22 protein-coding genes are annotated in these 24,441 nt (G+C 68.0%); 15 read left to right on the top strand and 7 right to left on the bottom strand.

Annotated features, from left to right (window positions below; all coding sequences use genetic code 11):
- The first annotated feature begins 13 nt into the window (after positions 1-13).
- From AABM36_RS02190 to AABM36_RS02205, 4 genes are all read left to right on the top strand, one after another.
- Positions 14-562 (top strand): protein jag, encoded by a 549-nt coding sequence (locus AABM36_RS02190; protein WP_423447109.1) that lies wholly within the window; start codon positions 14-16, stop codon positions 560-562.
- Complete coding sequence (gene rsmG, locus AABM36_RS02195; RefSeq protein WP_423447111.1) at positions 559-1,293, top strand: 16S rRNA (guanine(527)-N(7))-methyltransferase RsmG; 735 nt, start codon at positions 559-561, stop codon at positions 1,291-1,293. The genes AABM36_RS02190 and rsmG overlap by 4 nt, the downstream gene beginning before the upstream one ends.
- Positions 1,294-1,560: 267 nt before the next feature.
- Positions 1,561-2,424: a ParA family protein gene (locus tag AABM36_RS02200; RefSeq protein WP_423447887.1), complete on the top strand. Its 864-nt coding sequence runs from the start codon at positions 1,561-1,563 to the stop codon at positions 2,422-2,424.
- Positions 2,425-3,531: 1,107 nt separating this feature from the next.
- A complete protein-coding gene (locus AABM36_RS02205) occupies positions 3,532-4,836 on the top strand; it encodes a ParB/RepB/Spo0J family partition protein (RefSeq protein WP_423447889.1) in 1,305 nt (434 codons plus the stop codon).
- A 158-nt stretch (positions 4,837-4,994) separates the two neighbouring features.
- Here AABM36_RS02205 and AABM36_RS02210 read toward each other — a convergent pair whose 3' ends face one another.
- From AABM36_RS02210 to AABM36_RS02235, 6 genes are all read right to left on the bottom strand, one after another.
- Positions 4,995-6,308, bottom strand: a complete 1,314-nt coding sequence (locus tag AABM36_RS02210) for a peptidoglycan-binding protein (RefSeq protein WP_423447113.1) — start codon at positions 6,306-6,308, stop codon at positions 4,995-4,997.
- Between the two features lie 154 nt (positions 6,309-6,462).
- The gene (gene trxA, locus AABM36_RS02215) at positions 6,463-6,798 is read right to left on the bottom strand and encodes a thioredoxin (protein ID WP_423447115.1); all 336 of its coding nucleotides are present in this window, start codon (positions 6,796-6,798) and stop codon (positions 6,463-6,465) included.
- 117 nt (positions 6,799-6,915) lie between these two features.
- On the bottom strand, positions 6,916-7,899 hold the full coding sequence (gene trxB, locus AABM36_RS02220) for a thioredoxin-disulfide reductase (RefSeq protein WP_259897808.1): 984 nt from the start codon (positions 7,897-7,899) through the stop codon (positions 6,916-6,918).
- 247 nt (positions 7,900-8,146) lie between these two features.
- The gene (locus AABM36_RS02225) at positions 8,147-10,069 is read right to left on the bottom strand and encodes a hypothetical protein (RefSeq protein ID WP_423447117.1); all 1,923 of its coding nucleotides are present in this window, start codon (positions 10,067-10,069) and stop codon (positions 8,147-8,149) included.
- Between the two features lie 65 nt (positions 10,070-10,134).
- Entirely contained in the window at positions 10,135-11,790 is a 1,656-nt protein-coding gene (gene murJ, locus AABM36_RS02230; protein ID WP_396350286.1) for a murein biosynthesis integral membrane protein MurJ, read from the bottom strand.
- A gap of 65 nt (positions 11,791-11,855) precedes the next feature.
- A complete protein-coding gene (locus AABM36_RS02235; RefSeq protein WP_029603333.1) occupies positions 11,856-12,356 on the bottom strand; it encodes an NUDIX hydrolase in 501 nt (166 codons plus the stop codon).
- A gap of 165 nt (positions 12,357-12,521) precedes the next feature.
- On the opposite strand from AABM36_RS02235, the gene AABM36_RS02240 reads away from it, so the two are divergent.
- The 11 genes from AABM36_RS02240 to AABM36_RS02290 all read left to right on the top strand — a co-directional run bounded on the left by AABM36_RS02240 (position 12,522) and on the right by AABM36_RS02290 (position 23,829).
- On the top strand, positions 12,522-13,946 hold the full coding sequence (locus tag AABM36_RS02240; RefSeq protein ID WP_423447120.1) for a CCA tRNA nucleotidyltransferase: 1,425 nt from the start codon (positions 12,522-12,524) through the stop codon (positions 13,944-13,946).
- 239 nt (positions 13,947-14,185) lie between these two features.
- On the top strand, positions 14,186-15,445 hold the full coding sequence (locus AABM36_RS02245; protein WP_164481610.1) for a glycosyltransferase 87 family protein: 1,260 nt from the start codon (positions 14,186-14,188) through the stop codon (positions 15,443-15,445).
- A 15-nt stretch (positions 15,446-15,460) separates the two neighbouring features.
- Positions 15,461-16,612, top strand: coding sequence for a hypothetical protein (locus AABM36_RS02250; protein ID WP_423447122.1), 1,152 nt, complete (start codon positions 15,461-15,463; stop codon positions 16,610-16,612).
- Between the two features lie 51 nt (positions 16,613-16,663).
- Positions 16,664-17,053: a TM2 domain-containing protein gene (locus tag AABM36_RS02255; RefSeq protein ID WP_124109070.1), complete on the top strand. Its 390-nt coding sequence runs from the start codon at positions 16,664-16,666 to the stop codon at positions 17,051-17,053.
- A 130-nt stretch (positions 17,054-17,183) separates the two neighbouring features.
- Complete coding sequence (gene rpsF / locus AABM36_RS02260; protein WP_012399407.1) at positions 17,184-17,489, top strand: 30S ribosomal protein S6; 306 nt, start codon at positions 17,184-17,186, stop codon at positions 17,487-17,489.
- A 121-nt stretch (positions 17,490-17,610) separates the two neighbouring features.
- Positions 17,611-18,249, top strand: a complete 639-nt coding sequence (locus AABM36_RS02265; RefSeq protein ID WP_124109071.1) for a single-stranded DNA-binding protein — start codon at positions 17,611-17,613, stop codon at positions 18,247-18,249.
- A 66-nt stretch (positions 18,250-18,315) separates the two neighbouring features.
- Positions 18,316-18,552 carry a 30S ribosomal protein S18 gene (gene rpsR, locus AABM36_RS02270; protein ID WP_012399405.1) on the top strand — a complete coding sequence of 79 codons (237 nt, stop codon included), beginning with the start codon at positions 18,316-18,318 and terminating at the stop codon, positions 18,550-18,552.
- A 20-nt stretch (positions 18,553-18,572) separates the two neighbouring features.
- Positions 18,573-19,022 (top strand): 50S ribosomal protein L9, encoded by a 450-nt coding sequence (gene rplI / locus AABM36_RS02275; RefSeq protein ID WP_012399404.1) that lies wholly within the window; start codon positions 18,573-18,575, stop codon positions 19,020-19,022.
- Between the two features lie 189 nt (positions 19,023-19,211).
- Positions 19,212-19,526, top strand: a complete 315-nt coding sequence (locus tag AABM36_RS02280) for a hypothetical protein (protein WP_124109072.1) — start codon at positions 19,212-19,214, stop codon at positions 19,524-19,526.
- A gap of 207 nt (positions 19,527-19,733) precedes the next feature.
- Positions 19,734-22,364: a replicative DNA helicase gene (locus AABM36_RS02285; protein ID WP_124109073.1), complete on the top strand. Its 2,631-nt coding sequence runs from the start codon at positions 19,734-19,736 to the stop codon at positions 22,362-22,364.
- A gap of 115 nt (positions 22,365-22,479) precedes the next feature.
- Positions 22,480-23,829, top strand: coding sequence for a threonine/serine ThrE exporter family protein (locus tag AABM36_RS02290; protein ID WP_423447126.1), 1,350 nt, complete (start codon positions 22,480-22,482; stop codon positions 23,827-23,829).
- A 4-nt stretch (positions 23,830-23,833) separates the two neighbouring features.
- Here the strand turns inward: AABM36_RS02290 and AABM36_RS02295 are convergent, their stop codons facing one another.
- A complete protein-coding gene (locus AABM36_RS02295) occupies positions 23,834-24,337 on the bottom strand; it encodes an FBP domain-containing protein (RefSeq protein WP_423447128.1) in 504 nt (167 codons plus the stop codon).
- Between the last annotated feature and the right edge of the window lie 104 nt (positions 24,338-24,441).

Raw genomic sequence — 24,441 nt, forward strand, 5'->3', positions numbered from 1 at the left:
GAGGTCTCCCGCCATGAACGAGACGGACAACGCCCAGGACACGGCTCCGGAGGAGATCGTGGCACCGGAGTCGGAGTCGGACACTGCCTCGCTCTCTCCGCTCGAGGAGGAGGGCGAGATCGCCGCGGACTACATCGAGGAGCTCCTCGACACCGCGGACATCGACGGTGACATCGACATCGAGGTGCGCGACGGCCGCACCTACGTCTCCGTCGTGGCCGAGGACGACGACGCCGATCTGCAGGCTCTCGTGGGTCAGGACGGTGAGATCGTGGAGGCTCTGCAGGAGCTCGCCCGACTGTCCGTCCTGAGCGCCACGCAGCGGCGCAGCCGTCTGATCCTCGATGTGGCGGGTCATCGGGACGAGCGCGCCGCCGAGCTGCGCTCGATGGCCGACGACGCCGTCGCGCGGGTCCGCGCGGACGGGGAAAGCGTGCACCTGCCGCCCCTGTCCCCGTATGAGCGCAAGATCGTCCACGACGCCGTGGCGGAGGCCGGGCTTGTCTCCGAGTCCGAGGGTGACGGCGATGGGCGCCACATCGTGATCTCGGCCGGCGCATGAGCGCCCAGGATGCCCAGGGGCGGTCCCCTGGTCCGTCGGCCGCAGCGGCACGCGGTTCCGGCCAGGAACCCGCCTACCGGGCCGCACCGGAGCCTCAGCCGGCTCCACCGCTCGGGGACCTGGAACCTGCGGCGCGGGCCATCTTCGGACCACGGCTGGACCTTGCGCGGCGCTACACGGAGCACCTGGCCTCGTCCGGGATCGTGCGCGGTCTCATTGGCCCCCGGGAGGCCCCCCGCCTGTGGGAACGGCACGTGCTCAACTGCGCAGTGGTGCAGGAACTCATCCCCACTGACTCGCGCGTGGTGGACGTGGGATCGGGGGCGGGACTGCCGGGTCTGTGCCTGGCCATCGCCCGCCCGGATCTGCAGATCACCCTGGTGGAACCGCTGGAGCGACGCGTGGTGTGGCTCGAGGAGGTCGTCTCCGACCTCGAGCTGGGCAGTGTTCGGGTGCTTCGTGCCCGCGCGGAACAGGCCAAGCAGGACGTGGGTGCCGTGGACGTGGTCACCGCGCGTGCGGTGTCCGCTCTGGTGGGTCTGGTGGACATCACCCTCCCCCTGCTGAAGGGACGCGGCGAGCTGCTCGCCCTCAAGGGCCGGTCGGCGCAGGACGAGCTCACGAAGGCGTCCAAGAAGTTGGGGCGCTTCGGCGTCAGGGAGTCGGAGGTTCTGACCGTGGGTGAGGACCTGCTGAGGGAACCCACCACGGTGGTACGCCTGGTGCTCTGACCTGCCCGGGCACCAGAGTGCTGGGGCGGATGCGGATAAGCTACGAGGAGCACGCATCAGCCATGAAAGGGACCGTCGATGACCACCCCGGAGCACGACCCGCAGGCAGTGAAGCGCGGACACGATTTCGGGTTACCACCCGATCCCGCTAATCAGCCCAAAAAGGTTGTTCCGGATCGCGGCAAGCATGTTTCACGTGAAACAGACGCTCACGCCGGTCTCACAGCACAGGATGCGGTGGCTGATACCGCCCTGGGGAGGAAACTCGTGGAAGAGAACAAGCGCCGCGCCAAGCTCAAGAACGTCCACTTGGAGCACCCGCAGAACACCCGCTTCATCACCATCAGCAACCAGAAGGGCGGCGTGGGCAAGACCAGCACGTCCGTGAACCTGGCGGTGGCTCTGGCCCAGCAGGGCCAGCACGTGCTCGTGGTCGACAACGACCCCCAGGGCAACGCCTCCACAGCTCTGGGAATCCCGCACGGCTCGGATGCGGATTCGGTGTACGACATTCTCATCGATGAGGTGCCGGTGGCGGACGTGGTCAAGGAGTCTCCCGAGATGGAGAACCTGTGGGTCCTCCCCGCCACGATCGACCTGGCCGGCGCGGAGATCGAACTCGTGTCCGTGGTGGCCCGTGAGCAGCGTCTGCAACGAGCTCTCGCGGAGTACGCGGAGTCACGCGAGCAGAACGGTCTGCCCCGGCTGGACTACGTGTTCATCGACTGTCCCCCGAGCCTGGGCCTGCTGACCATCAACGCCTTCGTGGCCGCCACGGAAGTGCTGATTCCCATCCAGTGCGAGTACTACGCCCTGGAGGGACTGAGCCAGCTCCTGAACAACATCAAGATGATTCAGAAGCACCTCAACCCTCAGCTCACGGTCTCCTCCATTCTGCTGACCATGTACGACGGCAGGACTAACTTGGCGTCGCAGGTAGCAGACGAGGTGCGTCAACACTTCCCGGACGAGGTCATGGAGACGATGATTCCGCGGTCTGTGCGGATCTCCGAGGCGCCGAGCTACCAGCAGAGTGTGATCACCTACGACCCGAGTTCCACGGGCGCGCTCTCCTATCTTGAAGCGGCGGCGGAACTGGCCACGCGGGAACCCGGCACCTCCCAGCGCTGAAGTCTCGCGTATAGTCGCCGCTGCCGAACGGACCATGAAATGGCAGCCGCGCATGTGGGAATGCTAGGACCCTCGGTCGGCGCTCGGACATAATAGCTGGCGGACGGCACCCGCCTCTGAACGCCCCGATGTTTCACGTGAAACATCGGGGCCTTCTGCTGTTCGCAGGCAGAGCGTTGGGCGACGCCTTGTAAGACGCGGGTCGTTCCAGGACATGGCGCGGAATGCATGCGGCAACGCGAGGAGCCAGCCGCACCACGGCTACGATGGACACGACATCATCGGTGGAAGGACATGAACGTGGTCGAACGACGTCGGGGGCTCGGGCGGGGTCTTGGTGCCCTCATTCCCAGTGGAGAACCGGAAACTCCTCGCACAGCTGCGGGGTCCCAGAACGAGGCCGCCGATGTGCGACAAAAGCCGGAGAGCAGTCCGCGACGCCAGCGAACCGGCTCGGGCGGCGGCGCAAAGCCACCCAGGACATCCGGAGACGCCAAGAACACCGCCTCGACGGGAAAGGGGCCCAAGACGGTGACCGCAGGCGAGGATTCGCCCTCGTCGACACGCACCACGACGAGACGAAAAGCGACCTCCAGCTCTGCGGGTCCTGACGCGGCGAAGAAGGCCGGGTCTGGAGCCAAGCAGTCCTCCAAGGTCACGGAAGTTGACGCGCCCAGCCGGGCAGGGGTCGAGAAGACCGCCAAGAGCAAGAGGTCCACGGTCGGCAAAGCACCCACGGGAGAAGCAAAAACCGCGGACGCCAAGAAATCCTCTGGTGCGGACACCGATACTGGTACCGGATCCGCTGACGCTGAGAGTGCGCGCGGGAACGCGACCAGCCCCGAAAACAGCGGGGCACATGCTGACTTCGATCAGCCCGCCAATTCCAGTGGACACCTGGTGGAGGCAGCGCAGGACTCCACGAAGCGAGAAAATACGGGCCAAAAGGATCGGAATCGGGCAAACGATGTTTCACGTGAAACATCCGGGCTGGGGGCATCGCGATCGGGCGCTCGCACGGCGGACGCAACGGGGCGAACCGCTCAACGTCGACGTGACATGGGCCAGGCCCTGCGAAGCACGACGAACGTGAGCAGGCCCGTGGACATGTTCTTCCTGCCGTCCGATCCGGACTCGTTCTCTGGGGCCCCGTCCAGCCCTGTGGGCTCGTCGCATGCGTCGTCGGATGATGATGCTGTCTCTCAGCAAACATCGCGCCGCGATGAGACGTCGAGTGAATCGACAACGTGCACGCCGGCTTTTGAGCGCGATTCCTTCCTGCCTCAAACGCCCGTCACGTTCTCTGAGATCGACCAGAAGCCTTTTGGGGGTGCGGCTTCAGAGTTGGATGTGTCCAGCCGGGAAGTCGATGTTTCACGTGAAACGTCCGCGGCCAGAGGCTCCGAGGCTTCGGGGCCGCAGCGCGCTGGTGAAGAGCCCACGGGGCGAGGCACGAAGACTCGAGATGGAGACGCGTCCTTGCTGGCCGAAAACTCTCCGGAGACGGCCCCCGATTCAGTGGTCAGTGCGCCCGAAAAGCTTCCGGCGCCCGCCGAAGCGAGCGGTGACGACGCAGACCTGCGGGCCGTCCCCGGTGCCACGTTCGCCGAGCTGGCCGTGACGGACATCCACCCCAACCGCAAGCAGCCACGGCAGGTGTTCGACGAGGACGAGCTCGAGGAGCTCGCCTTCTCCGTGAAGGAACTTGGCGTTCTTCAGCCCATCGTGGTGCGTCCCAGCCGCGACGGCGGTCCGGAAACGTATGAGCTGGTTATGGGTGAGCGCCGCTGGCGCGCGGTTCAGGCTGCTGGGATCGACTCGATCCCCGCGATCGTTCGAGAAACCGCCGATGACGACCTTCTCCGCGATGCGCTGCTTGAGAACCTCCACCGAGCGCAGCTGAATCCCCTGGAAGAGGCGGCCGCATACCAGCAGCTGATGGAGGAGTTCGGTGCCACTCAGGAGCAGCTGTCGGAGCGTATCGGGCGCTCCCGCCCGCAGATCTCCAACACGCTGCGCCTTCTGCGTCTCCCGGCCCTGGTGCAACGCCGGGTGGCGGCCGGTGTGCTGAGCTCAGGGCACGCACGTGCCCTGCTGGCTCTGACGGATCCGGCGGAGATGGAACGGCTGGCTCAGCGCATCGTGGCGGAAGGACTGTCCGTGAGGGCCACGGAGGAAGCGGTGGCGCTCTCCGACGGCCTCAAGCGACAGTCCAGCAGGCGCAAGGCGCCCAGCACCCGTCACGACGACCGGCTGGGCTACATTGCTGACGCGTTCTCGGACAAGCTCGACACCAGCGTCAAGATCCAGCTGGGCGCTCGTAAGGGCAAGATGACCATCGAGTTCGCTTCGGTAGAGGATCTGAACCGCATCATCGACGTGTTGGACCCCAAGCTCGATCCGGAGAGCTGATCACCGGAATGATCCACTGAGGATCCCCCGACGACGCAGACGGCCCCGATGTTTCACGTGAAACATCGGGGCCGTCTGGTGTCATCAGGATGTGGTGGCAACGTCGGCACGCCAGGGCGAGAGAGGATCAGAGGGGGTGCAGGGGCAGAGCGCGTCGCTCAGGCCGTGGGATCGCTGCGCACCTCGGCGCGGGGGTTCTCCCGGTAGTACGCTTCGATGTCCGCGAGGCTCATGGTGCCCGTGGCCGTTGGCTCCGGCGCGGGTGCCATGACGCGCTGGAGTCCGCACAGCAGGGACTCAGCCAGGCGAGCTCGGTAGGACTCGGTGCCCAGCTGCTCCCTCTCGACGGGGTTGGAGAGGTATCCCAGCTCCACCCAGGCGGTCGCCGTGCCCGTGCTGCGCAGCGTGCTCCACTGCCGGGCGTGGCTGCCCAGGTCCAGGGCGCCGGTTCGGGCCACGAGTTCCCGGAGGATCATGTCCGAGGCCTTGTGGCCGATGGGTGCGTAGGACTGTCCCGTGGCAGGGTCACCCCAGTAGAACGTGGCAACGCCCTCAGCGTGTGCAGAGCGGTTCCAGTCGCACTGCAGACACAGCACCACGGCCTGGGGATGTGCTGCCAGGGCCTCTTGCTGCGTGCGGACGCTGACGCGACGGTCCGCTGGGCGGGTCCCGGGTTCCGGGGACGGGAGGGAGGGTCCTGCCTCGGATTTCCGCTCGCATCGTGTGACAGCGGGCTCGTGCTCCTTGTGTGTGGGCACCCGGCCGGCCTGGGACGAAGAGTCCCCGCAGGGCGAGGGATCCACCAGGACGGGCACGGCCCCCACGTTGCTCAGCAGGTCGTAGGCGCGGACCGCCACGTCCATCGTGATCTCGTCCTGGGCCGTGGTGAACCCGGGGGGTGCGGTATCGGGTGCCGTGGTGGACCCCGCGGCCGAGGGAACCAGAACGACCACCCGTCCGCGCAGCGCCTCGTGCAGCGTCTCGAGCCGCCGGTGATCGCGCAGGGAGAAGGCTTTGGCGGTGGTGATCTTCTTGCTCACGCGGGCCAGCCCCGTGAGCGTCTCCCGGTCCACGACGCCGTCGACCTCGGTCCCCAAACTGCTCTGCAGCTCCTTGACCGCGTACTCGGTCTGGCGCGTGAACGTCCCATCCAGGTGTCCGTAGTAGAAACCCAACAGGGAAAGGTTGGTCTGCAGTTCCTCCACGTCGTCCCCGTGCAACGGGCGCTCCTCCTGAAGGAACAGCGGCCGGTCCCCCAGGGAGTACTGCGCGTCGTTGAGCGCTGCCTCGGTGTCCGGCCCCACCACGCCGTCCACGATGAGCCCCTTGTGCTGCTGGAAACCCCTCACCGCCCGGTCCACGTGACCGTCGAAGACCGAGGGATTGCGGGCGGCGTCGGGCGCCAGCTCGGTGTCCTGTGCGCCGGCGCGCAGCAGTCTCTCCCTGAGCCCCAGGACCCGTCGATCGGACACGCCGTGGCGAAGCGGTGCTCCTGCGGTGGGTTGCGGCACGTGGGCCTCCCTGCTGTTGGTGGTCCCGCTCGTGCGGGCTTCTGGTCTGGGGTGAATGATGTCAGAGAAAACCCGGGCCCGCGCACCGGCGGTGCGCTGACCCGGGCGGGTGTTCTCACGCGGAGGGGGTGAGGTACTCCCCGAACTCCTTCTCCAGCGCGGACTTGGGCTTGGCGCCCACGGAGGTCTTGGCCACCTCGCCGTTGGCGAAGAGGTACACCGCAGGGATGGAGGTGATGCCGTACTGGGAGGCGATCGCGGGGTTGTCGTCCACGTTGACCTTCACCACGTCCACCTGGTCGGCGTACTCGGCGGCGAGGGCGTCCAGGACGGGGCCGAGCTGGCGGCAGGGGCCGCACCACTCCGCCCAGAAGTCCACGATGGTGGGCTTGGAGTTCTCGAGGACCTCGGTCTGGAAGGTGGCGTCGGTGACGTCCTTGGCTGAGCTCATGTCTGGTTCCTTTCGTCGGTGTCGCCCGGACGGTTCTGTCCGGAGGCTTCCGCGGGGACGGGTCCGGGCGGAGGAGGGGGGTGCAGCGTCCAGGGGGCAGCCGCAGTCCCGGCCGGTTCAGCTGTCCAGCGCCGCCAGGTAGTGCTCCACGTCCACGGCGGCCACGCAGCCCGAGCCCGCGGCCGTGATGGCCTGGCGGTAGGTGGGGTCCACCACGTCGCCCGCGGCGAAGACACCGGGCAGCGAGGTGGTGGAGGAGCGGCCGTCCACGGCGATCGTGCTGTCCACCGTGAGCTCCAGCTGGTCCCGCACGAGATCCACGCGCGGGTCCGAGCCGATGGCCACGAACAGCCCGGTGACCGCGAGTTCCGAGGCCTCACCGGTGACCGTGTCCTCCAGGGCGAGGGACTCCACCTTGTCCGCACCGTTGATGCCCGTGACCCTGGTGTTCCACAGGATCTCGATCTTGGGGTCGTCGAACGCGCGCTGCTTCATGATGTCCGAGGCACGGAACTCGTCCCGGCGGTGGATCAGCGTGACCTTGTCCGCGAACTTGGTGAGGAAGGTGGCCTCCTCGATCGCGGAGTCACCACCGCCCACCACGGCGATGTTCTGACCCTTGAAGAAGAAGCCGTCGCACGTGGCGCACCAGGAGACACCGTGCCCGGACAGGCGCTCCTCGTCCTCTAGCCCCAGCTTGCGGTAGGCGGAGCCCGTGGAGATGATCACGGCGCGCGTCCGCAGGACCGTGCCGTCCTCGATGGTCACGGTCTTGACCTCACCGTCCAGCTCCACCGAGACGACGTCCTCGAAGCGGATGTCCGCGCCGAAGCGTTCCGCCTGCTGCTGCATGCTGTCCATGAGCTCGGGGCCCATGATGCCGTCCACGAACCCGGGGTAGTTCTCCACCTCGGTGGTGTTCATGAGTTCGCCGCCGGCGGTCACGGAGCCCGCCAGCACCACGGGCTTGAGGTTGGCCCGCGCGGTGTAGATCGCGGCGGTGTACCCCGCGGGACCGGAGCCCACGATGACGACGTCGTGAACGGCGTCGTCACCCGGGGCCGCAGCCGGGGCGGTGGACGGCTGGGCGGCGCCGCCCACGCCGATGTTCACGGCGCTGGAGAAGATGCCGGGCTGGTTGCTCACTGCTTCGAAGCCTTTCCATGGGTCACCGCGTTCGCGGAGGTCGACTACACGTCAGAACGTGGGGAGCACGCTCAGATATTCCACCCCGCGGGGCGTCCTGGGCTGGTCGCGCCGCACGGGGGACGACGACGCCGCACCGCGGGTCCCCGGGGCCTGGACAGCCCCGTGGGCCCACCGTGGGGACCACCCGGACCCCGTGGGGTCAGCGGACGTCCACCTCTCCGATCCGCAGACCGAAGGGGTATCCGCCAATGGGGTTGCTCAGCTGGGGCAGCTCGGTCCACTGGACCAGCACGTACTGGTGGGGCGTGCTGCGTGCGGCGTCCGAGAGCGCAACGGTGACCTCGGGGCCGGTGAAGGAGCCCTTGCCCACCTCCTGGGCGCCCTCGAGAGAGGGCTGGTCCGAGACGTAGACGGTGAACTGGCCGCCGGAGCCGTCCGCCTGCTGGATGGTCAGCTCCTGGGCCGTTGCGGGTTCCTTCAGCTGCACCGCAAGACCCACGCTGTCCGCGAGGTTGCCGAACTGCGCGCTGGAGAACCCGTAGCTGAGCCAGTAGGTGGCGGGATCGCCGTCCGTGGCCTGGTTCAGGGTGGCGTCCGTGTCCGCCATGAAGTTCGGATCGGAGGTCAGCCGGGAGGCGGAGGCCACGTCCGGCGCCGCCGCGGCGCTGGGTGCGGCCGTCGCGGCGGGAGAGCCGCTGGGATCCGCCGGAGCCGCGGTCTGCTCCGGTGCTCCCTCACTGGTGAACTGGCTCGTCAGGGCTCCGAGTCCCCGGAACCCCAGGACAATGGCGGCAATCAGCACGATGGCCAGCAGGAGCAGCAGGAGCCAGCGCAACGGTCCCTTGCGGGAGTCCTCTGCGGTGGAGCCCACGGTGTCCGACGTGTCCCCGTTGCCCGTGCCCGTTGCGGCCGCACCAGCCGTGGCCGTACCCGCGTCGACCGCGTCCCTGCCGTGCGTGGCGGGCACGTCCTCCGTGCCCGGGTTCCTGTGTGTTGTGACCTGCTCGAGGTCCTCACGGGAAGCGGTTCCGGGTCCGGTGCTGGCACCGGCCACGGCGGCGTCAGCACCTCCCGCGTGCGGACCCCCCACGGCCGCGCTGGCGGGTGAAGAGGCGGTTTCCGGCTCCGGATCGAGCCCCTGCCCGCGCTGCTGATGCGTGGCGCCTGCCCCCGTGGCTCCTCCGAGTGCGGCCCCTGCAGCGGCAGCCCCCGCGCCGGCGGTGCCACCGGTGCTTTCGTCAGCCGTTCCCGCGGTCCTGTCATCGGTCCGCTCGGTGGAACCTGTGGTGGCAGCTTCGGCGCGGTCCCGGGACGCGGCGGCCGGGGCGGCGTCGTCGAGGGGCCCGGGCGCGTCAGGGATGCCGGCGGCGTCGCCGGACGGGACGGCGCGTGAGCCGCCGTGGCGCTCGTCCAGGCGGTCCGGCTTGCCCTCGGTGCGCTCGAAGCTCTCGTAGCGGTTGTCGCCGTCGTACGTGGGGTCGATGGCGCCGGCGGCCACCGTGGCACCACCGGAGCCGCCGCGGGAGGCTGCGCGGTCGAACATGGTGGAGCGCACGGCACCAGGGCGGACCTTGCGCGCGAGGCCGAGCCTGTTGCGCACGGACGGTGCGGGCGGCGCCGAGGAGTAGTCGTCGTAGTCCGAGGCGCTCCAGCGCGTGACGGCGGGCTGCTCGTCCTGGGGCTCCTCCGTGCGGGGTGCGACGCTGCGCTGCGGCTGGGTGGGATCCGGCTCCTCGTAGATGTAGGACGCCGAGGACGCGGTGCGCGCATCCCCGAAGATGTCGTCGGAGAGGGAGTAGTCGTCCGAGTGCTGGTCCGCGAACAGCAGCGCGTCCAGCAGGTCCGCGGCGGGTGCGTAGGACGTGACCAGGTAGGTGGCGTCCTCGGTCTGGCCCATGTCCAGGACCTGGAAGCCGCTGTGCCCGGAGCCGGCCGCGAGGGAACGGGCGTTCTCCACCACGGTGGACTCGTGCGCGGGCGCGGGAACCAGGATGGACACCCGACGGCGCAGGATCTGGTCCTCGCCCTGGAGCACGTGGTCGTGGTCGGCGGTGCTCAGCAGCGACGCGCTGACCTTGTAGCGGCCGCCCAGGACGGTTCCGAGCGCGATGGGCTGGGACACGGTGGCTCCCTCTGATTCGGGCGCCGCGGCGGTCGCACGGACGCGAGAACGAACTTTCCGGCAGTCTACCGGCCGAGCTTGGCCTTCAGCGGGGCCACGAGGGACGCGAACTCCTGCACCCGGAAGACCTTCAGGGCCACCGCGTAGCCCACGGCCATGGCGATGCCTCCGACCGCGATGGTGGCCAGCGCCGTGACCTGCCGGTGCCACGGGAAGCCGTCCGTGCTGTAGCCGCCCATGAGCCACAGGGCCGCCACGCCGACGAGCCCCGCCACGAGGGAGGCCGCCAGGATCCGGGCGTGCGAGCCCACGATGCGGGACAGGCCGTAGTCGCCGATCCGCCGCTTGAGCGCGTAGTGGTAGATGACCGTGGCCAGGATGTTCTGCAGGGCGTAGCACCCGGCCACGGCGAACACCATCTGCTCGGGCGGGACGGCGTGGGCGATGACCACGGCGCCGAGCACCGTGAACACGGATACCGCGAGCTGCACCATGAACGGTGTGCGGGCGTCCTCCTGGGCGTAGAACGCGCGGCCCAGCATGAACGCCGTGGACATGAACGGTGCGCCGATCGCGATCACGGTGATGACCTGCCCGATCACGGCGCCCGCCGCGGGGACACCGCCGGAGAACAGCATGCCCAGCGGTCCGGCGTAGACGATCAGGGCCACCATGCAGAACACCGTGGCCACGCCCGTGACGCGCAGGCTCGAGGAGAGGGAGGACACCAGGGACTCGCGGTCGTGCTCCGCGGCGGCGGCCGCCATCCGGTTGAACAGCACGGTGGCGATGGACAGCCCGATCACCCCGTGGGGCAGGGCGTAGAGCATCGTGGCCTGGTCCAGCACGGCCGTGCCCGCGATCGGGGCGGGACCGCCCGGGCCGGCGGGAACGTCGGAGCGAGCTCCGGTGGGGATGGCCGCCGTGCGGTACAGGGCCATGAAGGCGAGGTTGGCGATCACGCCGGTGGCCAGGGTCCAGCCGCCCAGCCGACCCGCGGCGGACAGCCCGATCCCGCGCCACCCGAAGCGCGGGCGGACGCGCAGACCCAGCCGCGCGAGCGGCCAGAACAGGATGAAGGCCTGGGCGGCCACGCCCACCGTGGACATCCCCACGAGCCAGAACGTCTGCGCCGACGTCCAGTTCTCCAGCGTGTGCGGGGTGGTGCGGAACGGGCCGAACAGGTAGATGAACACCAGCAGCGAGGCGATCGCGATGACGTTGTTCAGCACGGGCGCCCACATGTAGGCCCCGAACGCGCCCTTGGCGTTGAGCACCTGGCCCACCACGGTGTAGAGCCCGTAGAAGAAGATCTGGGGGAACGTGATCACCGCGAACATGGTGCCCATGGCCAGCTGCTCCTGGGACCAGCCGGGGCCCATGAGCCGCATGATGGGCCCCACGCACAGCAGCACGGCGGCGGTGATCACCAGCAGGGCGATCACGGCGAGCGTCAGCAGCCGCGAGATGTAGTCAGCGCCCTCGTCCTCGGACTTGGACGCCTTGATGATCTGCGGCACCAGAACCGCGTTGAACACACCGCCGGCGATCAGCACGTAGATCAGGTTGGGCAGGGTGTTGGCCAGCTGGAACACGTCCGCCATGGTGGCGGCGGAGCCGATGGCCACCGTGATCAGGAAGGTCTTGACGAAACCCAGGATCCGGGACACCAGGGTCCCGGAGGCCATGATGGCGCTGGCGCGCGCCCCGGAGCTCTGCATGGAACAAGGCCTCCTGCACGAAGGGTGGGACCGTCCGCGGCGCGGCACGGGTCGAACGGGACACCTTACAACTGGTGGATGATGTATTCCCGGGCGATGTCGGCGATGCGCCGCTCGTTGGGGAAGGACAGCTTGCGCCCGAGGTCGTCGATGCCCGCCCACGCCACGTCCACGGCCTCGTGGTCGGGATCGTTCTCGGTGGTCAGGAATCCGCCGGTGGCCTCCAGCAGGAAATGGTGGACGGTCTTGTGCACACGGTGCCCGGAGACGGTGAACCAGTAGTCGATGCTGCCCAGCGGGGAGAGCACCCGGCCCCTGATCCCGGTTTCCTCCTCGATCTCCCGCACGGCGGCCTCCTGGTTGGTCTCCTCACCCTCGGGATGCCCCTTGGGGAGGCACCACTCCAGGCGCCCACCGCGGTTGATGCGAGCGATGATGGCCACCGGATGCGTGGGGTCGGACAGGTTGACCACGATCCCACCGGCCGAGACCTCTTCCACCGTGGGCAGCGCGGAGACCGGTTGGTTCGGTCGCCTCTTGGGCGCGCTGGGTACGGGGAAAGCCATGCCGTCTACCTTAGCCACAATCACCTGGCACTCCCTGACGGCCGCCGGAGGCCCCCGCCGCAGCCCCGGCAGGGCAGTCGAGAAGCCGTGGCGCGACCCCGCCCCGGTTCGGTGGCGGCGGCCGGCGAGGCCGCTCGGGGCCGTGATGCGATAATGGCTCGCATCATGACGCAGCTGCTGGACACCTCCTCCCTCCACCCCGTCTCCCTCGAACTGGGCCGGCTCTTCGCCGCCTCCGGGCACGAGCTGTCCCTCGTGGGCGGTCCCGTCCGCGATCTGCTCCTGGGGCGGGAGGCCCTGGACCTGGACTTCACCACGGACGCGGATCCCGATCAGACCCTGGCCGTCATCCGCGACTGGGCGGACGCCCACTGGGAGATCGGACGGGACTTCGGGACCATCGGGATGCGCAAGGCGGGCATGCAGCTGGAGGTCACCACCTACCGCGCCGAGGCCTACGACCCCGATTCGCGCAAACCCACGGTGGCGTTCGGGGACGACCTCACGGAGGATCTGCGCCGCCGTGACTTCACGGTCAACGCCATGGCGCTGCGGCTGCCGGACATGGAGCTCGTGGATCCCTTCGGGGGCATCAAGGACCTGCACGCGGGTGTCCTGCGCACCCCCGGAACCCCGGAGGACTCCTTCACGGACGATCCCCTGCGCATGATGCGCGCCGCCCGCTTCACGTCCCAGCTGGGTCTGACGGTGGCGGAACCGGTGCGTGAGGCAATGACTGCCATGGCGCAGCGGATCGAGATCGTCTCCGCAGAGCGCGTGCGCGAGGAGCTGGTCAAGCTGATCTGCGGCGCCCAGCCGCGGCGCGGCGTCGAACTCATGGTGGACACCGGCCTCGCCCAGATCGTGCTGCCCGAGGTGCCGGCGCTGCAGCTCGAGACGGACGAGGCCCACCACCACAAGGATGTCTACCAGCATTCCCTCACGGTCATGGAGCAGGCCGCCGAGAAGGAGACGGATGCGGAGGGCCCCGTTCCCGCCCCGGACTTCGCGCTGCGCTTCGCCGCGCTGATGCACGACGTGGGCAAGCCCGCCACCCGGCGCTTCGAGCCGTCCGGGGCGGTCAGCTTCCGCCACCACGAGGTGGTGGGCGCCAAGCTCACCCGCAAGCGGATGAGGACGCTGCGCTTCGACAACGACACGATCAAGCGGGTCACCCGTCTGGTGGAACTTCATATGCGTTTCTACGGATATGGAGAGGCGGACTGGACCGACTCCGCGGTGCGCCGCTACGTGCGGGACGCGGGGAGCGAGCTCGAGCGGCTGCACCGGCTGACCCGCTCGGACGTGACCACCCGCAACCGGCGCAAGGCCGCCCGGCTGGCCGGGCACTACGACGAGCTCGAGCGGCGCATCGCGCAGCTGGCGGAGCAGGAGCAGCTCGACGCCGTGCGCCCCGAGCTAGACGGGCAGCAGATCATGGAGGTCCTGGGCATCCCGCCGGGACCCCAGGTGGGTCGGGCCTACACGTACCTCCTGGAGCTGCGCCTGGACGAGGGGGCGCTCGGGGAGGACGAGGCGCGGGAGCGGCTGCTGCGGTGGGCCCGTGAGAAGGGCATCGGGGGCTCCTGAGCCGAGCGGCGGCGTCGTGCTGAGGGGCGGGGCGCTGCGCCACCCCGGTGTGGTCCGGCGCTGGGGCCGCGCCGCAGGCCCGGTGCCGCGCGCCGTTCCACGGACTCGGTGCCGTGCGCCGCTCCACCGGGCAGGTGTCGCCCGGCACTGCGCGCCGCAGAGTGACATGACGCCCGAGAACGCGCACCCGCGTGGAACACTGGTGATCGATTCCCCGCCCACGTCCTAGGAGACCCCGCATGAGCCTCGAAGGTGCGCGCAACAGGTCCGGAGCAAGTGCCGGCCTGATGCTGCTGGGCGTGGGGCTGTACACGGTGATGATGGCCTACCTCATCCGCATCCCGTGCCACGTGCCGGAGTGGAACGTCGCGGAGCAGGTCCCGCAGCTGTGCGCCACCGTGATCGACGCGGGCGATCTGGGGGTGCACTCCTCGGACGTGGCCGGAGGCTTCTTCACGGGCGGCCCCACGGGGGACCAGCCCGTGCTGGTGGGCATGATCACCACGATCATCGGGTGGTTCGCCTCCAACCTGTCCTCCCTGATGGGTCTGGACGTGGGGCAGGGCTTCTACCTGGACCTCTCGGTGGTGCTGCTGGCGCTGGTGTGGCTGGCGATCGTGGCCGTGGTGTCGTCGCTGAGCGGCAACCGCAGCACGGATGCGCTGGTCATGGCACTGTCCCCCGTGGTGGTGCTGGTGGGCTTCCAGTCCTGGGACCTGTGGGCCGTGCTCTTCATGATGCTGGCCGTCCTGGGGTACGTGCGCGGCAACCCCGCCGTGGCCGGGATCATGGTGGGTTTCGGCGCGTCTGTGGCCTTCTTCCCGGTGGTGGTGCTGCTGGCCATCCTGATCATGGCCGCCCGGCACCGGTTCCTGAAGGACATCGTCTCCGCGCTGCTGTGGGCCGTGTTCGCGTGGGCGGTGATCAACGGCACCTACATGCTCACGGCCTGGGACCGGTGGCTCGCGCAGTTCAACGAGATGGTCCGCTCCGACACGGGCAGCTCCTCCCTGTGGAACGTGTGGGGCTCCACCGTGGAGCCTCGCACCGGAGTCTCCCTGGGCACCGGGGACGGTGGCCAGTTCGTCCTGCTGAGCATGGTGCTGGCCCTGGTGTTCGTCCTGCTCGTCGCACTGCTGAGCAAGCGTGAACCCTCCGTGGTGCAGGTGACCTTCTTGCTGCTGGCGCTCTACATCCTGCTGGCCAAGGAGTACTCCCTGACCTACGTGCTGTGGCTCGTGCCGCTCGTGATCCTGTGCCGGCGCAACTGGGTGGAGTTCGCGCTGTGGCAGGTGGTGGAGACCCTTTACTGGGCCACCGTGGTGCTGCCCAGCTCGGCGTGGCCCACCCTGCCCTGGGTGCAGGAGTTCGGGTGGAGCGCCCAGGACCTGCTGGCCGTGGTGCGCTACGCGTTCCTCGTGTACCTGGTGGTGGCCGTGGTGGTGGACATGTTCCGCGGCCGCAAGGCGGCGGCCCTGGGCGCCTCCGCCGTGCAGTAGCCCGCCGTACTACCCATGAGCAGACACGAACCCGAGGCCCTCGAGAACCTGGCGCTGCCCACCCTGCGCGCCCTGGCCGTGCCGCTCGTGGTGGTCCTCGCCCTCGTGGTCGGCATCGTCACGGTGTGGACCTCCGCCGCGAACTGGTTCCTGGTGGCCCGGGACCCGGAGTCCCCCGTGGACACCTACCTGAGCTACCTGGAGGGCGGCAGCTCCCGGCAGGTCATGGCGCCGCTGCTGACCACGGAGGACGACGGGCTCGACCAGGTGCTCACCAACCCCGCGTACCGAGCCGCGGGCAACCGCCCGCAGCGCCACGAGTTCGTGGGCACCCGGGTCACCGGGGACACGGCGGTGGTCACCGTGGACGTGGGCCTGGGGGACGGCTCCGTGGTCCGGCGCGACTACATCGTGCACCTCGTGACGGCGTGGGGGCCGTTCAACGACGCCTGGCAGCTGCGCGACCGCGAGCACGCGCCCGTGACCGTCCGCCTGCCCGCCGCCGTGGACGCGCTGGCCGTCAACGGGCAGAAGGTTCGCCCCGAGGGCACCGCGATCGGGTCGGACCCGGACGCCCCTCCTGGCGGTCCCGCCCGCACCTGGCGCTTCGAGGGCCTCCCCGGTCAGTACGACGTCGCCCTGCCGCAGGACTCGTACCTGCTGGCCGGGAAGCATGCCGTCACGGAGATATCTCTTGCGGATCCGCGTCCGGCCGAGGCGGGCATGACCTACGAGGCCTCGCCACGCATGTGGGAGGAGGTGGAGCGCGAGGTGCAGAACACCCTCAGCACATGCGGCAGCGTGGTGCGTTTCAACGCGGCCACCTGTCCCGTGCCCCGGAAGGCCGAGCGGGCGCCGTCGTCCGGGGGTGGCGCACCGACCGGGACGAGCGGTCTGGCGGACGGGGTCTCCAACGTGCGCTGGCAGCTCACCTCGCGTCCCGCGCTGCTGCTGGAGCCCGACGCGCGGGATCCCCTCACCTTCCACGCGGTGCCCTTCCGGCAGGCGCAGGCCCGGGTCACGTGGCTGCAGAACGGGCGGCAGATGGTGGAGACGGTGTCCTTCGAGATCGAGGTGACGGCCCGCACCACCGGGGAGCACCTGGACACCGACGTCCGGTTGCGCTCCCCGCTGACCCACCCCCAGGCGGGCCCTCGGCCCTCCTAGACTGGAGACAGCCGAGACACCGCAGTGCAGCACGAGGACAGGGGAGCCACCATGGCCGAGGAACCGGAGTACTACCGCGCGCAGCCCATGCCGCCGCGGGGCGGGGCCCGTCCGGGCTCGCCGTACGGCAACACCGCCGGCGCCTCCTGGGGAGGCCCCACGGTCAACGTGAACGTGGTGGGTGGCAAGTCCACGCTGCTCGCGTACGTGCTGTGGTTCTTCCTGGGCCAGTTCGGGGTCCACAAGTTCTACCTGTCCCAGCCGTTCCAAGGCCTGATCTACCTCACCCTCGGGGTGGCGGGGTGGGCCACCGTGGGCATCATCATCGGGTGGTTCCTACTGATTCCCCTGTGGCTGCTGCTGCTCGTGGACATCTTCGTGATCCCGGTGCGGGTGGGCACTCTCAACGCCCGGCTGGCCCGGCGCGTCAGTGGCTACTGAGGCACCGCTGTAGTAAAGTGGGCAAGTCTGTGTGCCGTGCGCCGTTTCTCGTGCCGGCACCGACAACGCACAGAACCTCCTGCTGCGGAAGGACCGCAGCCGCTCAGCCCGAAGGAGGTGGGTTCTTTACATGCGTGAATACGAACTGATGGTCATCCTCAACCCCGAGGTGGAGGAGCGTGCCGTCGAGCCGACCCTCAAGAAGTTCCTCGAGGTCGTCACCAAGGAGAACGGCACCGTCGACAAGCTCGACATCTGGGGCCGTCGTCGCCTGGCCTACGAGATCCAGAAGAAGTCCGAGGGGATCTACGCCGTGGTGAACTTCACCGCCGAGCCGCAGACCGCCAAGGAACTGGACCGTGTCCTGAGCCTGAACGAGGCCGTGATGCGCACCAAGATCATCCGCCCGGAAGAGCAGAAGATCCACGGCAAGTGAGCTGACGTGCGGTCCACCCGGACTGCACACCGCACTCTCCCCGGCAGCCCTTACGGGCTCCGTGAGATGCTTGTCAACCCACTGAGTCTCGCATCCAGCGTCCACACATCCGGAGGTTCACATGGCTGGCGACACCGTCATCACAGTGATCGGAAATCTGACCGCAGACCCCGAACTTCGCTTCACGCCGTCCGGAGCCGCCGTGGCCAACTTCACCGTTGCGTCCACCCCGCGCGCCTTCGACCGGCAGAGCAACGAGTGGAAAGACCAGGAAACTCTTTTCATGCGCTGCTCGGTGTGGCGTGAGGCGGCCGAGAACGTGGCGGAGTCCCTCACCAAGGGCACCCGCGTGATCGTCCAGGGCCGCCTCAAGGCACGCTCGTACGAGACCAAGGAAGGGGAGCGCCGCACCAGCACCGAGCTGGAAGTGGACGAGATCGGCCCCTCCATGAAGTACGCGACCGCCAAGATCAACCGGAACTCGCGCGGCGGAGGAAACTCCTACGGCGGGAACCAGGGCTTCGGCGGCGGTCAGGGCGGCTTCGGAGGAAACCAGGGCGGCGGCCAGGGAGGGTTCAACGACTCCCCGAGCGGCGGCGGTGGTTTCAACCAGGGCGGCAACCAGGGCGGCGGGTTCAACGGGAACCAGGGCGGCCGTGGCGGCCAGCAGCGACCGCAGCAGGGCGGTGACCCCTGGGGTCAGTCCTCCGGCGGGAACTACGACTGGGGCGCCGACTCCGAGGACGAGCCTCCCTTCTAAACATCAACAATCCACCCCATCCCGCAGGTCCGCCTGCGGGCTCCGCACCAGAAAAGGAGCACCACGATGGCCAAGGCTGAAATTCGCAAGCCGAAACCAAAGCAGAACCCGCTCAAGGCGGCTGACGTCACCGAGATCGACTACAAGGACGTCGCACTGCTGCGCAAGTTCATCTCCGATCGCGGAAAGATCCGCGCTCGCCGCGTGACCGGCGTGTCCGTCCAGGAGCAGCGCAAGATCGCCCAGGCGATCAAGAACGCTCGTGAAGTGGCACTGCTGCCCTACTCCGGCGCCGGCCGCTGATCAGAGAGGACTGAGAACTCATGGCAAAGATCATCCTGACCCAGGAAGTCTCCGGGCTCGGTTCCGCTGGCGACGTGGTGGACGTGAAGAACGGCTACGCCCGTAACTTCCTGTTCCCCCGCGGCTTCGCCACCCCGTGGAGCCGTGGCGCCGAGAAGCAGATCGAGTCGATCAAGCAGGCTCGTGCGGCACGTGAGCTGTCCTCCCTCGAGGACGCGCAGGCTCTCGCCGCCAAGCTGACCTCCACCACCCTGACCGTTCCGGTCACGGCTGGTGCCGAGGGTCGCCTGTTCGGCACGGTCCGCGCCGGCGACATCGCCTCCGCTGTGGAGAACGCCGGTCTCGGTTCCATCGACAAGCGTCGCGTGGACCTGACCCAGCGCATCAAGACCACCGGCGTGTACCAGGCCGTGGTCCACCTGCACGAGGACGTCAACGCGAACGTGGAGTTCGAGGTCGTCCCCGCCTGATCCCCGTGGTCCCGCCGCAGCACCCCGGTGCTCGGCGAGCCCGTCCGCATCCGTCAAGGGGCGCGGACGGGTGATCCCCGGTGGATCCGCGCAGGATCCGTGAGAACCCCGTGGAATGCCTTCCACGGGGTTCTTCCATGCCCGGAGGCATCCAGCCTCTCCGGAGCGGTTCGTGGGAGGATCGAGGTCATGATCTCCAGGAGTGTGTACACGGTGAGCACGGGCCGGAAGCTGTTCTGGGCCGGGCTGGGATGTGTGGCCCTCACCGTGGTCCTTTTCTTCGGCGGGTTCCTGGTGGGCAACTCCTTCAGCCCGGAGTTCTCCATGGGGGTGCTTCTGGCAGGGCTGATCCTGAGTGCCGTCACTTCCCTGGTGGCCGGGATCATCGGGGTCGCCGGGATCGTGTCGTTCCCCCGGCTGCGCGGCAGGTTCGTGCTGGTGCTCCTGCTGGCGCTGCTGTGCTCCCCCTTGCTGTGGCTCATGTCCCTGGTGCTCATCAGCTGACCCGTCCACAGCTAAGCCTGCTTGTCCACAGAGATCTCCACATGCTGTGCACACGGCCGAGCGGCGTGTTCCACACGTTTCCCACAGGGTTTTCCACAGGCCGTGGACAGCGCGGGAGCACGCGCTGTGCGGGTCTGAGGGCGGTGCGAGAATGGCGGGGTGCGCCGCGGAGGACGGGCGCCGCCGTCGTGAAGAAAGTGAGACAGGGTGTCCGAATACACGTCCGGGCCGCGCGAGGACTACGGCCGCACCATGCCGCACGACAACCAGGCCGAGCAGTCGGTGCTGGGCGGCATGATGCTCTCCAAGGACGCCATCGCGGACGTGGTGGAGGTGCTGCGCGGCGTCGACTTCTACAAGCCGGCGCACGAGAACATCTACGACGCCGTGGTGTCCCTCTACGGGCGCGGCGAGCCCGCGGACGCGATCACCGTGGGGGACGAGCTCACCAAGAACGGTGAGATCGAGCGGATCGGCGGGATCGCCTACCTGCACTCGCTCATCGCCTCCGTGCCCACTGCGGCGAACGCGGGCTTCTACGCGGAGATCGTGCGGGAACGCGCGGTGCTGCGGCGGCTGGTGGAGGCCGGCACCAAGATCGTGCAGCTGGGCTACGCGCACGACGGCGAAGTGGACGACATCGTCAACGAGGCCCAGGGCGAGATCTACCAGGTGGCGGAGCGGCGCACGGCGGAGGACTACGTCCCGCTGAAGGACGTCATGGAAGCCACCGTGGACGAGATCGAGGCCGCGGGCAGCCGCTCGGGCATGCAGGGTGTGCCCACAGGCTTCCACGAGCTGGACGAGCTGACGCACGGCTTCCAGGGCGGGCAGATGATCGTGATCGCGGCCCGTCCGGCCATGGGCAAGTCCACGCTCGCGCTGGACGTCGCGCGCTCGGCCTCCATCAAGCACGGCATGACCTCGGTGATCTTCTCCCTGGAGATGAGCCGCAACGAGATCGCCATGCGACTGCTCTCTGCGGAGGGCACCCTCAACATGCAGGACCTGCGCGCGGGCACCCTGCACGACGACCAGTGGGCCAAGATCGCGCAGATCATGGGCAAGATGAACGAGGCACCCCTGTTCATCGACGACTCCCCGAACATGTCGCTCATGGAGATCCGCGCCAAGTGCCGCCGGCTCAAGCAGAAGCACGACCTCAACCTGGTGATCCTGGACTACCTGCAGCTCATGAGCTCCGGCAAGAAGGTGGAGTCCCGCCAGCAGGAGGTCTCCGAGTTCTCCCGTGCTCTCAAGCTGCTCGCCAAGGAGCTGGACGTGCCCGTGGTGGCGCTGTCCCAGCTGAACCGTGGTGCGGAGCAGCGCCAGGACAAGAAGCCGCAGGTGAGTGACCTGCGCGAATCGGGCTGCCTCGCCGGCGACACTCGCATCCTGCGGGCGGACACCGGCGCGGAGACGACCATGCGTGAACTCTTCGACTCCGGGGAGAAGGACGTGCCCGTGTGGGCACTTGCGGATGACCTCCGGTACGTGAAGCGGCCCATGACGCACGTCTTCTCCACGGGCACCAAACCTGTGTACAAGCTCCGGCTCGCATCCGGCCGCGAGGTCCGGGCCACGGCCAACCACAAGTTCTTCACCTACGACGGCTGGACGGCGCTGGGAGATCTCACGGCTGGAGAGAGACTGGGCATCCCGCGGCACGTGTGTGCGCCGGAGCAGGAGACGCAGTGGGGCGATCACGAGGTGGTGATGCTGGCTCATCTGATTGGAGACGGTTCATTCGTACGACGCCAGCCCATTCGTTACGCCTCGATCGATGAGAACAATCTACGAGTGGTGACGAGTGCTGCCGCCCACTTCGGCATCACCCCGGTACGAGATGAACATGCGGCTTCCCGCTGCACGTCCCTTCGTTTGCCCGCGCCGTACCGACTGACTCATGGCAGACGGAACCCCATAGCGGGCTGGCTCGACGGCATGGGCCTCTTCGGCGCTCGGAGCCACGAAAAATTTGTTCCGCAAGCCGTGTTCTCTCTTCCAAAACGCCAGATCAAGCTCTTTCTGCATCACTTGTGGGCGACGGACGGTTCCGTCACAGTCAACAAGAATCAGCGGGGAGGTCGCATCTACTACTCGTCAACCTCACGTCGACTTGCAGATGACGTCAGCCGGCTCCTCATGCGCTTTGGCATTGTGGGCCGGATCAAGTCCACCCAGAAGAGTGCTTACCGCCCATCGCACACCGTCGACATCTCCGGGACGGAGGACCAGCTCATGTTCCTGGAGCAGATCGGCGTTCATGGAGATCGATCGCGCAACGTCGAGCATCTGCTGGAGATTCTGCGGGACATCAAGCACAACACCAATGTGGACACAATGCCCATCGACGTCTGGGACGATGTCCGGCGGATCATCGAACAGAAGGGCATCACGCACCGCTCATTCCAGGAGGCCCTGGGGACCCGGTACTGCGGATCGGCTCTCTACAAGACGGCCCCTTCCCGTACCCGGATGGCCCGGGTCATCGAGGCCCTGGACACCCACGAGCTCGACATGATCGCCATGAACGACCTCTACTGGGACCGCATCCTGTCCATCACCCATGACGGCGAGGAAGAGGTTTTCGACGCCACCGTGGTGGGTTCGCACAACTTCATTGCCAACGGGGTGACGGTGCACAACTCGATCGAGCAGGACGCGGACATGGTCATCCTCCTGCACCGTGAGGACGTGTACGACAAGGAGTCCCCGCGTGCCGGTGAGGCGGACGTGATCGTGGCGAAGCACCGCAACGGCCCCACCAAGACCATCGTGGTGGCCTTCCAGGGGCACTACTCACGGTTTGCGAACATGGCGCTGGAAGGGTTCTGAGCAGCTCAGCGCCTCCCTTTGCAGGAATGGCCGGGCGGGGCGTGTGGCCAACCTCCCACCAGACTGCCCCCTCATCGCCTCGCCGGTAACTGCGGCGCCCCACTACGCTTGGCCAGTGCTCACCACTGAACAGGCCGCTTACAAACTCGCCTTCCAGATCGCGGACGCGCTGATCCGCAGCGGGGCGGGGTCCGCCAACACCACCAAGTCGCTGCTGTCGATCTTCCGCAAGACCGACCTGCGGGACGTGACCGTCAGTGTCTCCCTGGGGCAGGTGACCATCAGCCACCAGGACCAGCCGGACAAGGCACCGAGCACGCGGGTGTTCGAGACCCAGCCCGGAACGCTGGACATTGAGCTGCGCACCGCCACCGGTGAGGTGCTGGAGAAGTTCGTGCTGGGGGAGCTCAGTGCGGACGAGGCCAGCGAGCGCATGGACGAGATCATGGCGAAGTCCCGGGTGATCGGCCACAAGCTGATCATGACCGGTTTCACCATGTTTGGTGTGGGCTTCGCGCTGATCCTCGGGGGCAGCTGGGGCACCGCCATCAGCGCGGGCGTGGTCTCGGCGGTCGTGTACGGGGTGTACGCGCTCATCCAGCGCATCAAGGCACCGGAAATCTTCAGCCTGGCGGCAGGTGGGCTCACCGCTGTGCTGGGGGCGACCGTGGCAGGGGTCCTCTTCGACATCACCCAGACCGCGGTGTGCATCGTGGCCGCGCTCGCCGCGTGGCTCGCGGGGATCGCGGCCTACGGTGCGGTGCACGACGTCATCACCGGCTGGTACGTCTCCGCATCCGGCCGGATCCTGGAAGCCGTGACCAGCACGGCAGGTCTGGTCGCCGGTGTGACGGTGGGCATCCACGCCATGCAGCCGCTCGTGGGCAGCTCCATGGACTACATCGAGACCCTCGAGGCGGACGACTCCCGGTGGGCACTGTCCGTCCTGGGCGCGTTCGCGGTGTCCGCGGGGTTCGCGCTCGCTTCCGGCGGCCGCGGGTGGAAGCTGTGGGCCCTGGGGTTGTTCGGCGGCCTCGTGCAGCTGGGAGTTCTCGGCTTCGGGGCGCTGGGCATCAGCTCCTACGGCGCCATCCTGATCTGCTCCATCATCTCGGGCGCACTGAGCGTGACCCTCACGCGCACCCTGAACCTGGCCTCCAACGCCACGCTGATGATTGTGCTCCTGCCGCAGTTCCCCGGCATGCTGGTGTACCAGGGCGTGCTGGGCACGATCTTCGGCATGCAGGACGCCGGGGAATCCGTGCTCAAGGCCGCGATCACCGCATTCTGCCTCAGCATGGGCGGCATGCTGGGTCAGTACCTCGCGTCGGAGACCCTCTGGGCCGGGCGCCGCAGGCAGTTCGCCCTCAAGCACCCGGGCCAGAAGTTCCGCAGGGAGATGACGGACGAGGAGAACTTCAGCGACATCATGGTGCCGATCTTCTCCAAGCCCTTCAACAGCTGAGCAGCTACTTCCCCATGGCCTCCGCCACGCGCTGCACGAGGCCGCGCATGTTCTCGAGCGTGCGCTCGGCACGTTCCTCGGGACTCATGGTCTCTTCCATCTGGCGCACACCCTCGGGCTTGCGCCGCCCCAGCGTGTAGTCGCTGCACGCCAGGTTGGAGCACACGTACGTGCCCACGGAGCTGTACTTGTCCTTGGCGGACTTGGAGCGCTGGATGGACACGAGCGACACACCGCTGGCCGGGTGCAGGGTCAGGCAGATCTGGCACATCCGCGCCCCGCCCGTCGCCTTCTGCGCGCTCTTCTCCATGACGAGCCCGCGCAGGCCGTCCTCGGTCTCGACCACCACGTAGCCGGCGCGCGGCGACTTGGTGTCGTACCACCCCAGGAAGATCTGCTGCTCCCACGCGGTGTGCAGCACGTCCTGGGGGATGTTGATGCGCTGGGCCGCACCTTTGGAACAGTTGATGAAGCTCTTGCGGATCTCGAATTCTGTATGCGTATGCAAGGTTCTGGGCTTTCGTTCTGGTGCGTCACTGCGGGCACGACGGCGCTCGCGGGCGTTTCGTGGCGCACGTACCCGGGCGCGGGCGGGGAGGCGCGGCGGCGTCG

Source organism: Kocuria sp. KSNUG (assembly GCF_049532735.1).
Classification (GTDB): domain Bacteria; phylum Actinomycetota; class Actinomycetes; order Actinomycetales; family Micrococcaceae; genus Kocuria; species Kocuria rhizophila.